This is a genomic window from Sphingomonas sp. 37zxx, from assembly GCF_000786205.1.
In the GTDB taxonomy this organism is placed as follows: Bacteria; Pseudomonadota; Alphaproteobacteria; order Sphingomonadales; family Sphingomonadaceae; genus Sphingomonas.
The window spans coordinates 1-18,656 of record NZ_JROH01000012.1; the positions used below are offsets into that span (position 1 = coordinate 1).

General features: G+C 62.7%; 14 protein-coding genes and 2 tRNA genes. 3 read left to right on the top strand and 13 right to left on the bottom strand.

All coding sequences use genetic code 11. From position 1 onward, the window contains the following. Positions 1 to 10: 10 nt before the first annotated feature. The 5 genes from QU44_RS07510 to lon form a co-directional block, all read right to left on the bottom strand. A complete protein-coding gene (locus QU44_RS07510; RefSeq protein WP_231621655.1) occupies positions 11 to 2,770 on the bottom strand; it encodes a TonB-dependent receptor domain-containing protein in 2,760 nt (919 codons plus the stop codon). A 123-nt stretch (positions 2,771 to 2,893) separates the two neighbouring features. Next, entirely contained in the window at positions 2,894 to 4,636 is a 1,743-nt protein-coding gene (locus tag QU44_RS07515; protein WP_331377442.1) for a hypothetical protein, read from the bottom strand. A gap of 154 nt (positions 4,637 to 4,790) precedes the next feature. Beyond that, a tRNA-Val gene (locus tag QU44_RS07520) sits at positions 4,791 to 4,865 on the bottom strand. A gap of 95 nt (positions 4,866 to 4,960) precedes the next feature. Next, complete coding sequence (locus tag QU44_RS07525) at positions 4,961 to 5,233, bottom strand: HU family DNA-binding protein (RefSeq protein WP_033921310.1); 273 nt, start codon at positions 5,231 to 5,233, stop codon at positions 4,961 to 4,963. A 143-nt stretch (positions 5,234 to 5,376) separates the two neighbouring features. Continuing rightward, positions 5,377 to 7,773, bottom strand: coding sequence for an endopeptidase La (lon, locus tag QU44_RS07530; protein WP_033921373.1), 2,397 nt, complete (start codon positions 7,771 to 7,773; stop codon positions 5,377 to 5,379). Between the two features lie 55 nt (positions 7,774 to 7,828). On the opposite strand from lon, the gene QU44_RS07535 reads away from it, so the two are divergent. Both QU44_RS07535 and QU44_RS07540 read left to right on the top strand, forming a co-directional pair. After that, the gene (locus QU44_RS07535; RefSeq protein ID WP_443018082.1) at positions 7,829 to 9,505 is read left to right on the top strand and encodes a M1 family metallopeptidase; all 1,677 of its coding nucleotides are present in this window, start codon (positions 7,829 to 7,831) and stop codon (positions 9,503 to 9,505) included. A 30-nt stretch (positions 9,506 to 9,535) separates the two neighbouring features. Next, the gene (locus QU44_RS07540) at positions 9,536 to 9,805 is read left to right on the top strand and encodes a DUF1294 domain-containing protein (RefSeq protein ID WP_197054271.1); all 270 of its coding nucleotides are present in this window, start codon (positions 9,536 to 9,538) and stop codon (positions 9,803 to 9,805) included. A gap of 46 nt (positions 9,806 to 9,851) precedes the next feature. Here the strand turns inward: QU44_RS07540 and clpX are convergent, their stop codons facing one another. From clpX to QU44_RS07565, 5 genes are all read right to left on the bottom strand, one after another. Next, positions 9,852 to 11,120 (bottom strand): ATP-dependent Clp protease ATP-binding subunit ClpX, encoded by a 1,269-nt coding sequence (clpX, locus tag QU44_RS07545; protein WP_033921312.1) that lies wholly within the window; start codon positions 11,118 to 11,120, stop codon positions 9,852 to 9,854. A 144-nt stretch (positions 11,121 to 11,264) separates the two neighbouring features. Continuing rightward, positions 11,265 to 11,906, bottom strand: a complete 642-nt coding sequence (locus QU44_RS07550) for an ATP-dependent Clp protease proteolytic subunit (protein WP_033921313.1) — start codon at positions 11,904 to 11,906, stop codon at positions 11,265 to 11,267. Between the two features lie 100 nt (positions 11,907 to 12,006). Then, on the bottom strand, positions 12,007 to 12,945 hold the full coding sequence (locus QU44_RS07555; protein WP_033921314.1) for a glycosyltransferase family 2 protein: 939 nt from the start codon (positions 12,943 to 12,945) through the stop codon (positions 12,007 to 12,009). Positions 12,946 to 13,066: 121 nt separating this feature from the next. Further along, positions 13,067 to 14,677, bottom strand: coding sequence for a trigger factor (gene tig / locus QU44_RS07560; RefSeq protein ID WP_033921315.1), 1,611 nt, complete (start codon positions 14,675 to 14,677; stop codon positions 13,067 to 13,069). A gap of 68 nt (positions 14,678 to 14,745) precedes the next feature. Further along, positions 14,746 to 14,830 (bottom strand) — tRNA-Leu (locus QU44_RS07565). Positions 14,831 to 14,941: 111 nt separating this feature from the next. Here QU44_RS07565 and QU44_RS17740 point away from each other — a divergent pair. Continuing rightward, on the top strand, positions 14,942 to 15,166 hold the full coding sequence (locus QU44_RS17740; RefSeq protein ID WP_156141012.1) for a hypothetical protein: 225 nt from the start codon (positions 14,942 to 14,944) through the stop codon (positions 15,164 to 15,166). Positions 15,167 to 15,396: 230 nt separating this feature from the next. On the opposite strand, the gene gatB is transcribed toward QU44_RS17740, so the two are convergent. The 3 genes from gatB to gatC are packed head-to-tail and all read right to left on the bottom strand — an operon-like array spanning position 15,397 to position 18,645. Beyond that, the gene (gatB, locus tag QU44_RS07570) at positions 15,397 to 16,875 is read right to left on the bottom strand and encodes an Asp-tRNA(Asn)/Glu-tRNA(Gln) amidotransferase subunit GatB (RefSeq protein WP_033921316.1); all 1,479 of its coding nucleotides are present in this window, start codon (positions 16,873 to 16,875) and stop codon (positions 15,397 to 15,399) included. A gap of 1 nt (position 16,876) precedes the next feature. Continuing rightward, positions 16,877 to 18,361: an Asp-tRNA(Asn)/Glu-tRNA(Gln) amidotransferase subunit GatA gene (gatA, locus tag QU44_RS07575; RefSeq protein WP_033921317.1), complete on the bottom strand. Its 1,485-nt coding sequence runs from the start codon at positions 18,359 to 18,361 to the stop codon at positions 16,877 to 16,879. Continuing rightward, entirely contained in the window at positions 18,358 to 18,645 is a 288-nt protein-coding gene (gene gatC, locus QU44_RS07580) for an Asp-tRNA(Asn)/Glu-tRNA(Gln) amidotransferase subunit GatC (protein ID WP_033921318.1), read from the bottom strand. The genes gatA and gatC overlap by 4 nt, the downstream gene beginning before the upstream one ends. Between the last annotated feature and the right edge of the window lie 11 nt (positions 18,646 to 18,656).

An 18,656-nucleotide genomic window follows, 5' to 3' on the forward strand; every position in this document is an offset into this window, starting at 1 on the left:
GAAGCGTTACTTAAAGGCGGGCGCTCACACCGACCGTGATCACACGGCCCAGATCGAACGTATTGGTGTCGCGGCGCACACCGTTGTCGAAGGTCTGAAACTCCTGATAGCGGGTCCGCGTCAGGTTTCGGCCCTCAACCTTGAATTCGATCGCCTGATCCTCGCCCAATCGAATGCCCTGGCGATAAACCACATCGAAACGCAGCCCCGGCCGCTCGACCAAATCAGGCAGCCGCAATCCGTCGATCACCGGTCCACGGCTTGTCACGCGATCGCTGGCATAAGTGACCAGAAAGGTAGCCTGGCTCATCGTATCTTCGTTCTCGAGCCCGATCTGCCCGTTCACCAGATGATCCGACTGGCCGATCAGCGGCGCGTTGTTCTGAAACAACTGGTTCGCTTGCACCTGTCCAGCACCCAAAATCGGACTGGATACGAGTTGGGTACCAACCTTCAGATCGGACTGGGTGAAGGTGTAGTTCGCAAGGAGCAACAACCGAGTGCCGCCAAACGAATCACCAAGCGAGTCGAGGCTGATGTATTTTAGCGCCTCAACCTCCGCGCCATAAAGGATCGCTGAAGGAGCATTGGAGAAACCAGTGTTGAACGTGCTGCTACCGGGGGCCAGAATCGCGATCGTTTCGATCGGGTTGTCGATCCGCTTGTAAAAGCCGGCAGCGGTAAAGCGCTGATCGCGGGCAAAAAACCACTCATAACGCGCTTCCAGATTGTACAGCTCGGAATCAACCAGCGCCGGGTTACCGAAAAACTGGCGGTTCGAGTCGAAGTCGACGTAAAGCTGGGGTGCAAGCTCGCGAAACTGCGGGCGAGCGATCGTCTTGGACGCATGCAGTCGCAGCTGCATGTCTTCGGCGAAGTTCCAGGTAATGGTCGATGCTGGCAACAAATAGCTATTGTTCAAATTCGTACCCGGCAGCACGCCGCTCCCGGTGATCAGCGACACATTCTGCTGTGCATCTTCATAGCGCACGCCGATCGTGGCACGGACACCGTCAAGCACCTCGGCATCCGCCTGAATATAGCCGGCATGAACTTCCAGCGCCGCCTCATAAGCAGGAGCAGCATTGGCACCCGCGCCCGAAATATTCTGGAGGTTAATCCCCCAATAGCCGATTGTGGCCTGCGACAGCAGATAGTCGGGGCGCAGCTGGCCGACCGTGTCGTTCAGCGTGCCGTTGTTCGGGCCGACATAGCGGAATTGGTAGCGGCTCGCTGCGCGCTGGGCGTCGCTATAGGCATAGCCCGCCGACACCGTCACGGGGCGATCCCAATTAATCTCATAGCTGGCGTCGACTGCGCCCGTCCAAAGGTCTTCGTTCAAATCGCTGAACGCCACCTGAGCGGTCTGGGTCGTGCCGCCCAGCGTGTTGATATAGTCATTGATGCCGTTGGCGGCGGTGTATTCATAGCGGAAGAACCGCTCGAACGGGGCCTTACGCTTGGTGTTGGCATAGGCACCGCGAAAATCGACCTGGAGTGCGTCGAAATCCAGTTCGCCGACCATTTGCGACGTGAACAACTGGCGCTCGAACCAATGGGTATACTGCTCGATATAGGTAGGGATCGGTGCAAACGGCCCCGGAATGCCGAGGTTATCGAGATCACCGGCACCAAGAATGCCCTGCTTCAACGTGTCGTGAATATACAGGTTAGTGAAGCGGAAGCGATGCTTGCCCACTTCGGCACCCAGGCCCAGCAGCCCGTTTACCAGGATGCGGTTGTCAGTGGTGACCGTCGTAAAATCGCTGGCCAGCGCACCATCGGCCGAGATTGCGGTCTGCTGCGTCGCAGATCGGGTACGCCAGCTATTGGTGATACCTCCGCCTGCGATGATGCCGATCCGCGCATCGCTGCCCACGTCGAATGAAGTTCCGGTGCTGACATCGACGCCCCAATTGGCCGGGATGTCGTTATTTTCCTGCAACAAGGTGGTTTCGGCATTTCGCAAGGCCGCGGCCTGACTTGAGCTGAGACCGGTGTTGTTCACGCCAGCCTCTTTCACGAAACCGGGAACGGTGCGTGTGCCATCGTCATAGCCGAAAACATCGGCAGTGCCGCCGTCATAGACATAGCCGAGCTTGCTGGTGGTGTAGGTGTCGAACCCGATCGAACTGCCGACCTGAATGAAGCTCTCTTCCGGTACTGCCCGGGTGGTGAGGTTGATCGCGCCGCCCCCGAACTCGCCAGGGTAATTGGCCGAATAGCTTTTTTGTACCAGCGCCGAAGCAACAAGGTTGGTCGGAAAAATGTCGAGCGGCACAACCCGGCGCAATGGCTCCGGGCTGGGCAAAGGAAGGCCGTTTAGCAAAGAAGACGAGTAGCGATCGCCAAGGCCGCGCACGAAAACAAATCCGTTGCCGACGACACTGAGGCCGGTCACACGCGACAAGGCACCCGCAATGTCACCCTCACCAGTCCGCGCAATGTCTTCGGTCGACAACACCGATACGACCTGCGGCGTCGCGCGCACGATGTTGGGGATGTTGCGACCGATGACCACGATGTCGTCGTTGACGTCGCCCATACCGGGAGCCGAAACCTCGATCTGCTGTTCGGGCGACTGTTCGTCGCTGCCTTCCTCCCTGGAAGTACCATCAGGCGCGAGCGTTTGCGGCGTGGTGGGGTTGGCACCGCTGGCATCAGGCGTCGTCACCTGGCCCGAAGGTGGCGTTGTGGTCGACACACCGCCCGATCCCGATACCTGCGCCAGCGCAGCGGGTGCCACGAGTTGTGTGGTAAGCAGGAGCATGGTCCCGAATGCGATTTTTTTGTTCATCGTGGGTTTCCGGATCAGGAAGCTGTCGAGAAAATAACGGCAAAGCCGGGAGAGGCGGCCCCTTTGCCACCGCCCCCGGCCATAGCGCGCCGTTACTTAGAGGCCGGGGAGCGTGGTGCAGCTCTGGCTGGTCGCACCGAAGTTCCCGCGGTTCGAGTTACAGGTCCATCCGCGGTACCAATTGTCGTTCGGGCCTGCGACCGCGCCGATGAAGCTGGTCTGGACGAAGAACGACGTACCGCTGGGATTAAGCGTCGACGCATTGAACGCAGTGACTGCGGCCGCACCGGTGCCGGGAAGGAAGCCGTCGGTCAATGCAGCAGCGGCAGTGCCGTTGGTTACATTGTTCGACCCGGCATTGATGATTGCCGCCTGCTCTTCATTGGTCACGGTCACGCTGTTTTGCGTGGTCGTGGTCGTCAGCCCTTCCTGGCACGCGAAGTAGATCGAGTTGAACACCGGCGGACCAACCTCGTCGATGGCTGGGTTGGCAGCACGAATGGTCGACTTCCCGCCATTCTCGGTCGAACCAGCTACGATATTCACGCAAGGACGCTGGCCGACGATAATCCCGTTGAGGAAGGTCTGGTCAGCGCCACCGCGCAGACGGATAGCGGCGTTCACGCCGGTCGAGCGATGGATGAAGGTGAAGTTTGCGATGCGGCCATTCTGACGCGGCGTCGCATCCTCGTTACCGTTCGAGTCGATTTCCATCATGTAGGTATCGGTCTGGGTGTTGTTCGGACGCTGCGCCGCGATCACGAACTGAATGAAGCCCTTCCAGCCCACATCGGTGTCGACGCTGTCGTCATCCGATCCGGTGATCACCAGGTAGCGAGCGTTGTGGCGACCGCCGAAAATTTCGATGCCGTCATCCGAGCTGTTGTGAATCTGGATATATTCGATCCGCGTCCCCGATCCAACGCCGCCGGTGGTGAGGCCCTGCAGCTCGTTATTCGGGCTGATCACCGTACCCGAATAACGGATCTGAACGTAACGCATCACGCCCGAGCTGTCGGTTGGAGTGGCACCGCCGTAGAGGACGTTGCCCGTCCCCTCGACAACGAACTCGCAGTCCACCGTGCCGCCCACAACGCCGTCACGATTGCAGTTCGAAATCGGCGCACGGCCAGCGAGGATGATGCCACCCCAAAGGCCCTGCGACTCGTCGGTCACGTTGCCGGTCAGGTTTGCCTGCGCCGTGAAGATAATCGGCTGCGTTTCGGTGCCTTCAGCCGAGATGACCGACCCACGATTGACGACAAGGAAATCGTTATCGGCGTTGGTGGTGTTGGCATAAATGATCGCGCCGGGCTGGATCGTCAGCGTAGCGGCATCGCCGCCGGTGCCTGCGCCACCGCGATCGATACCCACATCGACGCGGCCATTCATTTCATACGCCACGCCGGCGAGACCCGGCAGCGTCAGGCTGTCAAGAATTTGCGACGGCAGGCGGCATGAACGGAAGTTGCCGATGACGCCAACGCTGGTGGTTCCGGTTGGGCAGCTTGCAGCTGGGCCGGTCGGCGTCGGCGTCGGCGTGGGGGTTGGCGTCGGCGTTGGGGTAGGCGCAGGAGCCGGCGTCGGGGCGGGCACGACGATCACGCCTTCGCCGGGCGATGCGACGCTGGTCGCGCCGTCGCATGCAGCGAGCGAGGCAGCGGCACAGCTGGTGAGCAGGACGAGGCTGAGGCGTTTGAAATCGGCCATGAAAATCTCCGTTCCGGTGTTTCCGGTTGCCAGGGTTGGGCATGGGTGCCCACGATCGACTCGGAACTCCCCCTGCCGACCACGCGCCCTGACTAGGCGCGAAGCATGACTGCAGGATGGGATTTTCACGAAAGTTTCGTGGCAGTTATATTACTTATCCGTGACGGTTATGACGGCAAGGTTACAGCCCCCCGCTGCACCAACCGGCGCGCGAAGACCCGAGATACACCGGCCTCGAACAGCAAAAACCCCGCCAGGCTAGGTGCCGGCGGGGTTCTGTATCTGGTGGGCGCGGCAAGGATTGAACTTGCGACCCCACCCGTGTGAAGGGTGTGCTCTACCACTGAGCTACGCGCCCGCTGCCGAAGCGGTGAACCGAACGGCGGGAGCGCGCTCTTAAGCGAGATGCGCGCCCTTTGTCCAGCCCGCCGATCGGCGGCGTCATTCAATCGATCAGTTGACCGAATCCTTCAGGCCCTTGCCGGCCTTGAACTTGGGCTGGGTCGACGCCTTGATCGTCATCGGCTCGCCCGTGCGCGGGTTGCGCCCGGTCGACGCCTTGCGCTTGCTGACCGAAAAGGTACCGAAACCGACCAGACGCACTTCATCGCCCTTTTTCAGCGCGCTCGAGATCGAATCGAACACCGCTTCGACCGCCTTGATCGCGTCGCCCTTGGTCAGTCCCGAATGGTCGGCGACCTGGCCGATCAGTTCCTGCTTGTTCATCCCTCAAAACCCCTGCTGTAAACTTGGAAATCGTTCGCTCGCGGCTGAAACCTCCGCAATCGGTGCGGCAGTAAGGCCGCTCCGACGCGCTGTGTCAAAGAAAATTGGGCTTTTTTGCGGCGAAACGCTCGAAAATCGGGGGTTCAATGATGTACCGAGCCTGCCACCGGTGGCACGCTGGCTGGTGGCAGTGCCGCGAGCTCGTCGGCCTCGGTCCAGTCGATCGCCGTCAGCGGTTCGACCAGCGCCAGACGAAGCACCTCGTCGACATGGCCGACCGGGATGATTTTCAGCCCGTCACGGATCACGGCGGGGATTTCGACCAGATCCTTCTCATTCTCCGCCGGGATCAACACGGTGGTGATGCCGCCGCGCATCGCCGCGAGCAGCTTCTCCTTCAGCCCGCCGATCGGCAGCACCCGGCCGCGCAGCGTCACTTCGCCGGTCATCGCGACCTCGCGGCGAACCGCAACCCCGGTAAGCGTCGAGACGATCGCGGTGACGATGCCGATACCCGCCGACGGCCCATCCTTGGGCACCGCGCCCTCAGGCAGATGGATATGGATGTCCTTGCGCGCGAACAGGCTTGGCTTGATGCCATAGGAGGGTGCGCGTGCCTTGACGAAGCTGAAAGCGGTTTCGATCGACTCCTTCATCACATCGCCCAGCTTGCCGGTGATCTTCGCCGCGCCCTTGCCCGGCACGGTCACGCTTTCGATCGTCAGCAATTCGCCGCCGACTTCGGTCCAGGCAAGCCCGGTGACCGCGCCGATCTGATGCTCTTCCTCGCCGATGCCGAAGCGATGCTTGCGCACCCCGGCATAGTCGCCAAGATTTTCGGGCGTGATCGTGATGCTGGTCGCCTTGCCCTCAAGGATCTGGCGCAGCGCCTTGCGCGCCAGCCGTGCGATTTCGCGCTCAAGGGTACGGACGCCCGCTTCGCGGGTGTAATAGCGGATCAGGTCGCGCAACGCCGATTGTTCGAGCGTGAACTCGCCTTCCTTCAGGCCATGCGCGTCGATCTGCTTGGCGATCAGATGCCCCTCGGCGATCTCGACCTTTTCATCCTCGGTATAGCCCTCCAACCGGATGATCTCCATCCGGTCGAGCAGCGCCTGTGGCAGGTTCAGCGAGTTTGCGGTGGTGACGAACATGATGTCCGACAGGTCGACGTCGATTTCGAGATAATGGTCCTGAAACTTGCCGTTCTGTTCGGGGTCGAGCACTTCGAGCAACGCCGATGCCGGATCGCCGCGGAAATCCTGGCCCAGCTTGTCGATCTCGTCGAGCAGGAACAGCGGGTTCGACGTACCGGCCTTGCGAAGGTTGGTCACGATCTTGCCCGGCAGCGACCCGATATAGGTCCGGCGATGGCCGCGAATCTCGGCCTCGTCGCGCACACCGCCCAGCGACTGGCGGATGAATTCGCGCCCGGTCGCCTTGGCGATGCTCTTGCCAAGCGAGGTCTTGCCGACGCCCGGCGGCCCGACCAGGCACAGGATCGGCCCCTTCAGCTTGTTGGTGCGCGCCTGGACCGCGAGATATTCGATGATCCGGTCCTTGACCTTCTCCAGGCCATAATGATCGGCATCGAGCACCGCTTCGGCCTCGACCAGGTCCTTCTTGACCTTCGATTTCTTGCCCCAGGGCAGCCCCAACAGCACGTCGAGATAGTTGCGGACCACCGTCGACTCGGCCGACATCGGCGCCATCGTCTTGAGCTTCTTCAGCTCGGCGGTGGCCTTGGTCCGCGCTTCCTTCGACAGCTTGAGCGTCGCGATCTTCTGCGTCAGTTCGGCGATTTCGTCGCCATCGCCTTCCTCGCCCTCATTGCCCAGCTCGCGCTGAATCGCCTTGAGCTGCTCATTGAGATAATATTCGCGCTGGGTCTTCTCCATCTGGCGCTTCACGCGGCTGCGGATCTTCTTTTCGACCTGCAACACGCCAAGCTCGCCTTCCATGAAGGCGAACACCATTTCGAGCCGCTTGCGCGGATCGATCTCGACCAGCAGCGATTGCTTGTCGGCGACCTTGACCGCGATATTGCCCGCGATCGCATCGGCGAGGCGCGAAGCGTCTTCCAGTTCGCTCAGCTGCACCGCAGTTTCGGCAGGCAGCTTGCGATTGAGCTTGGCATAGTTTTCGAATTGATCGACGACCGAGCGCATCAGTGCCTGCACCTCGGTGCCTTCGACGGCCAGCTCCTCGACCGGCGAAACCGTCGCGGTCAGATAGCCGTCCTTGGCCTCCAACTGATCGAGATTGGCGCGCGCCTTGCCCGACACCAGCACGCGAACGGTGCCGTCGGGCAGCTTCAACAGCTGCAACACTTCGGCGGAAACGCCGGTATCATATAGATCGTCGCGACCGGGGTCGTCCTCAGCCGGATCGAGCTGTGCGACCAGGAAAATTTCCTTGTTGCTCGCCATCGCGGCTTCAAGCGCGGCGACCGACTTGTCGCGGCCGACAAAGAGGGGCACGATCATATGCGGAAACACGACGATGTCGCGTAGCGGCAACACTGGATAGCTGGACTTCATGAACACTCCGATGGCGCCCGATAGGCGACGCTGTTGCATATTATATGGGGGCCAGATGCAAGGCATCAATCGTACCATGTTGCTGGCAGCAATTGTGCTGCTGTCGCCAGCCGCCGCCGATCCCGGCAAGCCGCCGCTGACGACGCAAACCGAGACGACCGGCGGGCCGCTCGATTCCGATCAGGCAAAGCTGATATTCGACACCGCCGACCTGGCGTTCGAGATATTTCCCGATCGCGAGGCGATTGCGGGCGTCGCGACGTTGGGCTTCACCGCAAAAGCCCCCTTGCAGCGGCTGGTGATCGATCTGGATCGTAACCTGCCGGTCAGCGCGGTGGCGATCGATGGCGTCGCCCTCCCCGCCGATGCATGGCGCAACCCCAGCGGGCGGCTCAGCATCGATCTGCCGCGCCAAGTCGCTGCTGGTGGCAAGCTCAGCGCGCGCATCACCTATGGCGGCACCCCGCATGTCGCGGTGCGCGCGCCCTGGGATGGCGGCTTTGTCTGGGCCAAAACGCCTGCGGGCAAGCCCTGGGTGGCCACGGCCGTTCAGGGGGAGGGATGCGACCTATTCTGGCCGTGCATCGATTACCCGACCTATGAGCCCAAGCAGGTCGATTTGCACATCACCGTCCCTGCGGGCCTTAGCGCGCCGTCGAACGGCGTTTTGACAGGGGTCGATACGCTCGCCGACGGGCGCAGCCGCTGGAATTGGCGCGCCGCGAATCCGACGCTCCATTCGGTCGCGCTTAATGTCGGGCCATATCGCGAATTGAAGGCGGTCCATAGCAGCCGCTTCGGCAACCAGATTCCGATGCATTTCTGGTATCTGGAAGGCAATGACGACAAGGCGCGCGGGCTGTTCGCAGAGTTTGCGCCGATCATCGACTTTTACGAAGCGACGGTCGGCCCCTACCCGTTCGCCGCCGAAAAAATGGGCGTGGTCGAGACCCCGCATCTCGGCATGGAGCACCAGACGATCAACGCCTATGGCAATGGCTATCGCAAGGCTCCTGAGGGGTTCGACTGGCTGCTGCACCATGAATTCGGCCATGAATGGTTCGCCAATCAGATGACGGTCGCCAACTGGGACGATTTCTGGCTGCACGAGGCTTATGCCCAATATATGCAGCCGCTCTACGGCCGCGCGCGCGAGGGCGACGGCCGCTATATGACGATGATGCGCGCCGGGCGGGCGCGGTTCGAGAATCTCCACCCGATCGTCTCCGGCACCCCGCGCGCGGCCAATCTGGTGGGCGATGCCGCGACCGGACCGGGCATCGACATTTATTTCAAGGGCGCGTGGATGCTGCACACGCTGCGCGGGCTGATCGGCGATGCCAAGTTCGGCGAAGTCACGCGCCGGCTGGTCTATGGCCGCCCCGATCCGGCACCCGGCAATTTCACCTCGCGCTTTACGTCGACCGCCGAATATCGCCGGATCGTGGATCAGGTGGCGGGGCGCGATCTGGGCTGGTTCTTCGACGTGTATCTGGGCCAGGCGGCTTTGCCCGAACTGGTCGAGACGCGCGCTCCGGGGCGGCTGTTGCTGGCATGGAAAGTGCCCGGCGGCGGCGCATTTCCGCTGCCGGTTGAGGTATCAGTTGGCGGGGCAATACAGACCCTGGCGATGACCGATGGACGCAGCTCAATCGCCGTTCCCGCCGACACGCAGGTAGTGGTCGATCCGCAAATGCGCGTGCTGCGGAAATTGCCGGGGGATGGCGGCTAAATCGGGGAAAACATGGCAGCCCTAAGCTCTATGGCCTACCCGCTGATCGCCGCCGCCATCGCGCTAAACTGCTGGACGGTGCTGCGCTTCTGGCAGGACAAGCAGCGCGCAATCGCGGGCAAGCGCCGTATTCCTGAAAGCAAGTTGCTCGGCCTCGCACTGATCGGCGGCTCGCCTGGCGCACTGCTGGCGCGGCAATGGTTTCGGCACAAGACGCGCAAACAGCCCTTTTCCACCCAATTGCTGTTGATCGTGATGATCCAGGCCGGCGTGGCGATCGGCCTGCTCATGGCGCAATAAAAAAGGCCCCGGTTCCCCGAGGCCCTTTCCAATCGCTAACGCTAGGTCAGGCAGCGCCGCTGCCCGCCTTTTCCTTCTTGGCATAGACGCGAACCGGTTCCTTGCGGCCCTCGATCACGTCCTTGTCGACCACGACTTCGTCGACACCATCCATGCTGGGCAGGTCGAACATCGTGTCGAGCAAAATGCCCTCGAGGATCGAGCGAAGCCCGCGCGCGCCGGTCTTGCGCTCGATCGCCTTCTTCGAGATCGAGACCAAAGCCTCGTCGTTGAAGCCGAGCTTCACGCCCTCCATGTCGAACAGCTTCTGATATTGCTTCACCAGCGCGTTCTTCGGCTCGGTAAGTATCTTCATCAGTGCCGAAACGTCGAGATCCTCGAGCGTCGCGATCACCGGCAGACGACCGACGAATTCGGGGATCAGGCCGAACTTCAGCAAATCCTCTGGCTCGACCTGCTTCAACGTCTCGCCGGTGCGGCGTTCCTCGGGCGCGGCGACATAGGCACCAAAGCCGATCGACTTGCCCTGCAGGCGATCGCCGATGATCTTCTCTAGGCCCGAGAACGCGCCGCCGCAGATGAACAGGATGTTGGTCGTATCCACCTGCAGGAATTCCTGCTGCGGATGCTTGCGCCCGCCCTGCGGCGGCACCGACGCGGTCGTCCCCTCCATCAGCTTGAGCAGCGCCTGCTGCACGCCTTCGCCGCTCACGTCGCGCGTGATCGAGGGATTCTCGGCCTTGCGGCTGATCTTGTCGATCTCGTCGATATAGACGATCCCGCGCTGCGCCCGCTCGACATTATAGTCGGATGCCTGGAGTAGCTTGAGGATGATGTTCTCCACATCCTCGCCGACATAGCCCGCCTCGGTCAGCGTGGTCGCATCGGCCATGGTGAAGGGGACGTCGAGGATTCGCGCCAGCGTCTGCGCGAGCAGCGTCTTGCCGCAGCCGGTTGGGCCGACGAGCAGGATGTTCGACTTGCTCAGCTCGACATCGGCACCCTTGGCACCGTGGTTGAGCCGCTTGTAATGGTTATGCACCGCCACCGACAGCACGCGCTTGGCGCGCTTCTGGCCGATGACATAATCGTCGAGCACGTCGCAGATTTCCTGCGGCGCAGGCACGCCGCCATCCTTCTTGCTCACCAGCGCGGATTTGGTTTCCTCGCGGATGATGTCGTTGCACAATTCGACGCATTCATCGCAGATGAACACCGTCGGCCCCGCGATGAGCTTGCGCACCTCGTGCTGCGACTTGCCGCAGAAGGAGCAATAGAGGGTGCTCTTGGAGTCGCCACCGCTCAACTTCGTCATTCGATTTCATCCTTGGCGCCCCATCGGGCGCTTTAATCCGCCCGCCATCCTACACGGCGGGGTAATGGGGGCAACGCACAAATTGGGGGTGCCCCCGCCCCGCTGCAACACATGCCCCACCACATCGGGCCTGCGCCGCCGTTGTTACATCGTCGGCGTGGTGCCCGTCGACGGATCCTCGACCGGTCCGGGGCGCTTGTCATACACTTCGTCGACAAGGCCGAAGGTCTTGGCTTCTTCGGCTTCCAGGAACGTGTCGCGGTCCATCGCCTTCTCGATGTCCACCAGCGGCTTGCCGGTGTATTTGGCGTACAGTTCGTTCATCCGGCGGCGGATGCGAAGTATCTCGCGCGCCTGAATCTCAATGTCGCTCGCCATGCCCTGGGCACCGCCTGAAGGCTGATGCACCATGATGCGCGCGTTGGTGAGCGCGACGCGCATGCCCGGCTCGCCCGATGCCAGCAGGAAGCTGCCCATCGACGCCGCCTGGCCCATGCAGACCGTGCCGACGCGCGGGCGGATATACTGCATCGTGTCATGGATCGCCATGCCAGCGGTCACGACGCCGCCCGGCGAATTAATATACATCCAGATGTCTTTCTTCGGATTCTCCGACTCGAGAAAGAGCAACTGCGCGGTGATGAGCGAGGCCATGCCGTCCTCGACCCCGCCGGTGACGAATACGATGCGTTCGCGCAGCAGGCGCGAGAAAATGTCGAAGCTGCGCTCGCCACGGCTCGACTGTTCGATGACGATGGGAACGAGTGCGCTCATAGGGTCGTGCATGGAAATCCCGCTCAGAAGTTGAAGCGCCAACATCGGCGCTCATGAAGTGCCGCGCAAGGGGGCGCGAAGGGGTTCAGCAATTGCAGTCGTTTGCCCCACCCTACTGGTCATAGCCTCGCGATGGTGCGGGGTACGCCAGATACGCCAGCCGTCGCACCTCGCGCCGCCCGCGCACCACCGTATCGAGGATCAATCCTGCAAAAAGGTTGAGAAAGGCGAGAATCATCAGCCCGGTGGCAAGAATCGCAGTGGGAAAACGCGGCACCAGGCCGGTCGCCAGATACGTCGCCACCAGCGGCACCGACAGGACCAGCGCGATCAGCGCGATCCCCGCCGCGATCAGGCCAAAGAACAGCATCGGGCGCTCGATCCGGTACAAGGTCGCGATCGTCGTGGCGATACGCAGGCCATCGCCATAGGTATTCAGCTTCGATTCGGAGCCTTCGGGCCGAGCGAAATAGGGGGTTTCGATCTCGGCGACCGGCATTTTCAGTTCGAGCGCATGCACGCTGATTTCGGTTTCGATTTCGAACCCCGCCGACAGCGCCGGAAAGCTTTTGACGAAGCGGCGCGAAAAAACGCGATAGCCCGACAATATGTCGCTGAAGCTGCGACCGAACAGCCGCGCCAGCATGCCGGTCAGCGCCTTGTTGCCGAACTGATGGCCACGGCGATAGGCTTCGGTCGCCTCATGCACCCGGCTGCCGACCACCATATCGAGTTGTTCATCGAGCAATCGCGCCACCAGTGCCGGGGCCGATGCCGCGTCATAGGTCGCGTCGCCATCGGCCATCACATAAACATCGGCATCGACATCGGCGAACATCCGCCGCACCACCGCGCCCTTGCCCTGCACCCGCTCGGTACGAACGATCGCGCCTGCAAAAGCGGCAACCTCGGCGGTGCGATCGCTGCTGTTGTTGTCATACACATAGACGCGCGCGTCGGGCAGCGCGGCGCGGAACGCCACCACCGTCTGCGCGATCGCGGCTTCCTCATTGTAGCAAGGCAGGATCACCGCGATGCGTGGTTCGGTCACATTGCCCCCAAAGCTTCTCCCGGCGGCGGGGGAAGGATACCGTAGCTCGGACACGAAGCAGCCTGGCGCAGGTTAAAAGAAGGCGATGCGAGCTGACTTGCTCGCACCGCCCTCACCCATATCACTCGGCGTCGGTCTTCTTTTTACGTGCCGGAGCCTTCTTCTTGGGGGCCTCGGCGGCCTCGTCCGAAGCTTCTGCCACAGGCTCAGCGGCCTTCTTGGCGGCTGCCTTCTTCTTGGGCGCAGGCGCTGCTTCGGCCTCGGCCTCGGCCTCGACTTCCGCCGACCCTTCAGCAGCTACTTCCTTTGCAGCCGCCTTCTTGGCCTTCGCCTTGGGCTTCGCAGGCGCTTCGTCATGGTCATGGCCATGATCGCAATCGGGGCCATGCACATGCGGCACCGCGCCGTCTTCGCTCTCGATCGCAGCTTCCAGTTCCTCACGCGACACTTCGCGGTCGGTCACTTCGGCCTTGTCGAACAGGAAATCGACGACCTTGTCCTCATACAGCGGCGCGCGAAGCTGGGCAGCGGCCATCGGCTCCTGCTGAATATACTGCATGAAGCGCTCGCGGTCTTCCTGGCGATATTGCTGCGCGGCCTGTGCGACCAGGCGGTTCATCTCGGCCTGGGTGACTTCGATGCCATTGGCCTGACCGATCTCCGACAGGAGCAGCCCCAGCCGCACGCGGCGCTCGGCGATCTTGCGGTAATCGTCGCGCTCGGCTTCAAGCTCGGCCATCGCCGCCGCAGGATCTTCCTCATGGCCGGCTTCATGCTCGAGCTGCTGCCAGATCTGGTTGAACTCGGCTTCGACCATCGACGGCGGCACCGGGAAATCATGCCCCTCGGCAAGCTGATCGAGCAGCTTGCGCTTCATATGGGTGCGCGTGAGCTGGCCGGTTTCGTTCTCGAGCTGGCCCTTCATCAGGCCCTGCAACTGCTCAAGGCTCTCGAGCCCAAGCGACTTGGCGAAATCATCGTCGATCGCCATTTCGCCAGAAATCTGGACCTTCTTGATCTTCAGGTCAAAGGTCGCGGGCTTGCCCGCCAGCGTATCGACGCCGTAATCCTCGGGGAAGGTCACCTCGATCTGCTTTTCGTCGCCGACCTTCACGCCGACGAGCTGATCCTCGAACCCTGGGATCAAGCGACCCGTGCCGATCTCGACTGACATGTCCTCGCCGGTGCCGCCGTCAAAGGCGACGCCATCGACCTTGCCCAGGAAATCCATCACGACCAGGTTGCCGGTGGCGGCTTCATGCCCCTCGGGCGCGTCGTCGAACTTCTTCTGCTGCGATGCCAGCTGGTTGATCTGCTCGGCGACCCGCTCCTCGGGCACCGGCACGATCAGCCGCTCGAGCTTGAGCCCCTCGATCGACGGCGCAGGCACGTCAGGGAGGACTTCCAGCTCGACCTTGACCGCTGCGTCCTTGCCCGGCGCATAATCGTCGAGCGACACTGCCGGGGCCATGGCCGGGCGCAGCTTCTGCTCGGCGATCAGCTGCTGAATGCCTTCCTGGATCGAATTGTTCAGCGCGTCCTGCGCGATCGATTCGCCGTGCATCTTGCGCACCAGGTTCGCTGGCACCTTGCCGGGGCGAAAGCCGGGCATGCGGACCTGCGGGGCAACACGCTTCACCTCGGCATCGACCTTGCGATCGATATCCTTGGCGGTGATGGTGAGCGTGTAGGCGCGCTTGAGGCCCTCGTTCAACGTCTCGACAGTCTGCATGTGCGGGGTCGCGCTTTCGTTTCTCGTGAATCCATATGTGGCTGCATCGCCCCTGCATGGGGCGAGACTGGTGCGGGCGAAGGGACTCGAACCCCCACATCTTGCGATACTTGGACCTAAACCAAGCGCGTCTACCAGTTCCGCCACGCCCGCCTGAGAGGACACCGCCGATCAGCCGGCGTCTATAGCAGCCGTGTGAGACAGGGCAAGACACAAGGCAACCGCAATCGACGCCGATCGTTGAGCAGGTGAAGGAGAATGTCGATGCCCGTAGAACCCCCGATGCCCGAACAACCAATGCCCAACGAACCCGGCCAGCCCACCGCGCCCCCTCCCGAGGCCCCGCCGCACCCAGGCGAACAGCCAAGCACGCCCGGCATCCCCGACAGCCCGCCGCCCGAGTTCAACCCGCCAGGGCCGGATATCGATGTGCCTTCACCGCGGCCAGGCGGCGATCCGGGTGTTGCGCCGGGTCAGCCGGTAATGTGATTCTCCCCAGCAGGGGATGCCATAAGCGATCGCGGCCGCAGGCCGTGCTGACGGTATCGCCCGCCCGCGCAGGCCGATTGGGCGTCGGCGTTGGCGTTCAGGATGCCAATGCGCAGAAACTTCAATCGCCGTCATGCCGGGCTTGACCCGGCATTCATGCGAGCCGCCAGCGGCAGATACCTCGCCGGCACTAATCTGCGCCTGCACGCCAGACCCAGGGCGAATGCCCCCTACCCGAGCGCCTTTTTAAGCAACTCATTCACCACGCCGGGGTTCGCCTTACCCGCCATCGCCTTCATCGTCTGCCCGACGAAGAAGCCGAACAGCTTGTCCTTGCCGCCGCGATAATCGGCGACCTTGTCGGGATTGGCGGCGATCACCTTGGCGATCTCGGCCTCGATCGCGCCGGTATCGCTGGTCTGCTTCAGCCCGCGCTCCTCGACGATCACGCCCGCAGCCTGCCCGGTTTCGAGCATGATCTCGAACACCTGCTTGCCCAGCGTGTTCGAGATCGTCCCGCCGGCGATCAGCGCCAACAGCTCGGCCCCTTGAGCGGGGCTGACCGGGCTATCGGCGATGTCGCGGCCAAGCCGGTTCAGCGCGCCGAACAGGTCCGAAATCAGCCAATTCGCCGCCGCCTTGGCCGTCACCTTCGATCCGCATTCGGCCAGCAACACTTCGAACCAGCGGGTGGTTTCGACCTCGGCCGTCAGCACCGCGGCATTATAGGCCGACAGCCCCAATTCGGTTTCATAGCGCCGGCGCTTAGGATCGGGCAGCTCAGGCAAGCTCGCCCGGCATTCTGCCAGGAAGGCATCGTCGAGCACCAGCGGCAACAAATCGGGATCGGGGAAGTAGCGATAGTCGTGCGCGTCTTCCTTCGACCGCATCGAGCGCGTCTCGCCGCGATCGGGGTCGTAGAGCCGCGTTTCCTGCACGATCTTGCCGCCGGCTTCGAGCACATCGACCTGGCGGCGCGCCTCATGCTCGATCACCGCCATCACGAATCGCACCGAATTGACGTTCTTGGTTTCGGTCCGCGTGCCGAATTCCTCGCCGGGCTTACGCACGCTGACATTGACGTCGGCGCGCATCGAGCCTTCCTCCATATTGCCGTCGCACGAACCGACATAGCGCAGGATCGAACGCAGCTTGCGGACATAGGCCCCCGCTTCGGCGGGCGAGCGCATGTCGGGCTTCGACACGATTTCCATCAGCGCAACGCCCGACCGATTGAGATCGACATAGCTGCGCGTCGGGTGCTGATCGTGCATCAGCTTGCCCGCGTCCTGCTCGACATGGATGCGCTCGACGCCGATCGCCTTGACCGGCGAATCGGGGTCTTTCTCGTCGAGCTGGACGGTGATCGTCCCCTCACCCACCAACGGATGATAAAGCTGGCTGATCTGATAGCCCTGCGGCAGATCGGCATAGAAATAATTCTTGCGGTCGAAGCGCGACCATTTGTTGATCGCCGCGTCGATCGCCATGCCGGTACGCACCGCCTGGGCGATGCACTCGCGGTTGAGCGTCGGCAACATCCCCGGCATCGCCGCATCGACCAGGCTGACCTGGCTGTTCGGCTCAGACCCGAAAGCGGTCGACGCGCCCGAAAAGAGCTTGGCGTTCGAGGTGACCTGCGCGTGAACTTCGAGGCCGATCACGACCTCCCAGTCGCCAGTGGCGCCCTGAATACGATAGCTGCTCATCTTACCACCATGCCTCGGCGCGAGCGGTGAAGCCGGCGCGTTCTTCCAATGCCAGGCCGGCATTCAGCACGCCCTGCTCGTCGAGCGGGCGGCCGATCACTTGCAGCCCCAGCGGCAGGCCGCCGGCGTCCAGCCCGCCGGGTACCGACATCGCGGGCAGCCCCGCCAGTGACGACGGCACCGTGAACACGTCGTTCAAGTACATCGCCAGCGGATCGGCCATCTTCTCACCCAGCGCGAACGCCGCCGACGGCGCGGTCGGGGTCAGCAGCAAATCGCAATGGCCCCAAGCCTCGGCGAAATCGCGCGCGATCAATGTGCGGACCTTCTGCGCCTGGGTGTAATAGGCATCGTAAAAGCCAGCCGACAGCACATAGGTGCCGATCATGATCCGGCGCTTCACCTCGGGACCAAAGCCCGCCGAACGGGTCGCGGCGTACATGTCCTGGAGGTTCGCGCCTTCGGGCAGCTCGCGCTGGCCATAGCGGACGCCGTCATAGCGCGCGAGGTTCGACGAAGCTTCGGCCGGGGCGATGATGTAATAGGCTGGCAGCGCGTAGCGGGTGTGCGGCAGCGACACCTCGACGATCTCGGCCCCCGCATCACGCAGCCAGTCGATCCCCTGCTGCCACAATGCCTCGATCTCGGCGGGCATGCCATCGACTCGATATTCCTTGGGGATGCCGACTCGCTTGCCCTTCAGGTCGCTCGACAAACCAGCTTCCCACTGCGGTACTGCCAGATCGAGCGAAGTCGAATCCTTGGGGTCGAACCCGCTCATCGCCTCGAGCATGATCGCGCAGTCACGCACGTCGCGCGCCATCGGCCCCGCCTGGTCGAGCGACGAGGCGAAGGCGACCACGCCCCAGCGCGAGCAGCGGCCATACGTCGGCTTGATGCCCGAGATGCCGACAAACGCCGCAGGCTGGCGGATCGAGCCGCCGGTGTCGGTGCCGGTCGCCGCGGGGCACAGCCGCGCCGCGATTGCCGAGGCGCTGCCGCCCGACGATCCGCCAGGCGCCATTGCGGCGTTGCCGCCGTCGCTCCGCCGCCACGGGCTGATGACGTTACCGAAATAGCTCGTCTCGTTCGACGAACCCATTGCGAACTGGTCGAGGTTGAGCTTGCCGAGCATCCCTGCCCCGGCTTCCCATAATTTCCCCGACACCGTCGATTCATAGGGCGGCACGAAGCCTTCGAGGATGTGGCTGGCGGCGGTGGTCTGCACGCCCTTGGTGCAGAACAAATCCTTCATGCCGATCGGCACGCCCGCCAGCGGCTTGGCCGCGTCGCCTGCCGCGCACGCGGCATCGGCGGCGTCGGCGGCGGCTAGCGCATGATCGGGGGTGTCGACGATGAAGGCGTTGAGCGCCTTCGCGCCGGCAACCGCCGCGTTGAAGCCTTCGGCCACTTCGCGCGCCGAGAAATCGCCTGCGCGAAAGCCGTCACGGATACCGGCGACGGTGAGGTCGGTAAGCTTGGTCATTCGATCACCTTGGGCACCGCGAAAAAGCCATGTTCGGCCTGCGGCGCGTTGGCCAGCACCAGGTCGCGCTGGTCGGGCTCGGTCACCACGTCTTCGCGCAAACGAAGCGTGTTGGGGATGACGGCGGTCATCGGCTCGATGCCGGTGCAGTCGACCTCGCCCAATTGCTCGATCCAGCCAAGGATGTTGTTGAGTTCGGGCGCCATTGCCTGCGCCTCGTCATCGGTGATCGCGATCCTGGCGAGGCTCGCGATGCGTTTCACGGTTGCGGTGTCTACGGACATTTGTCGCGGCT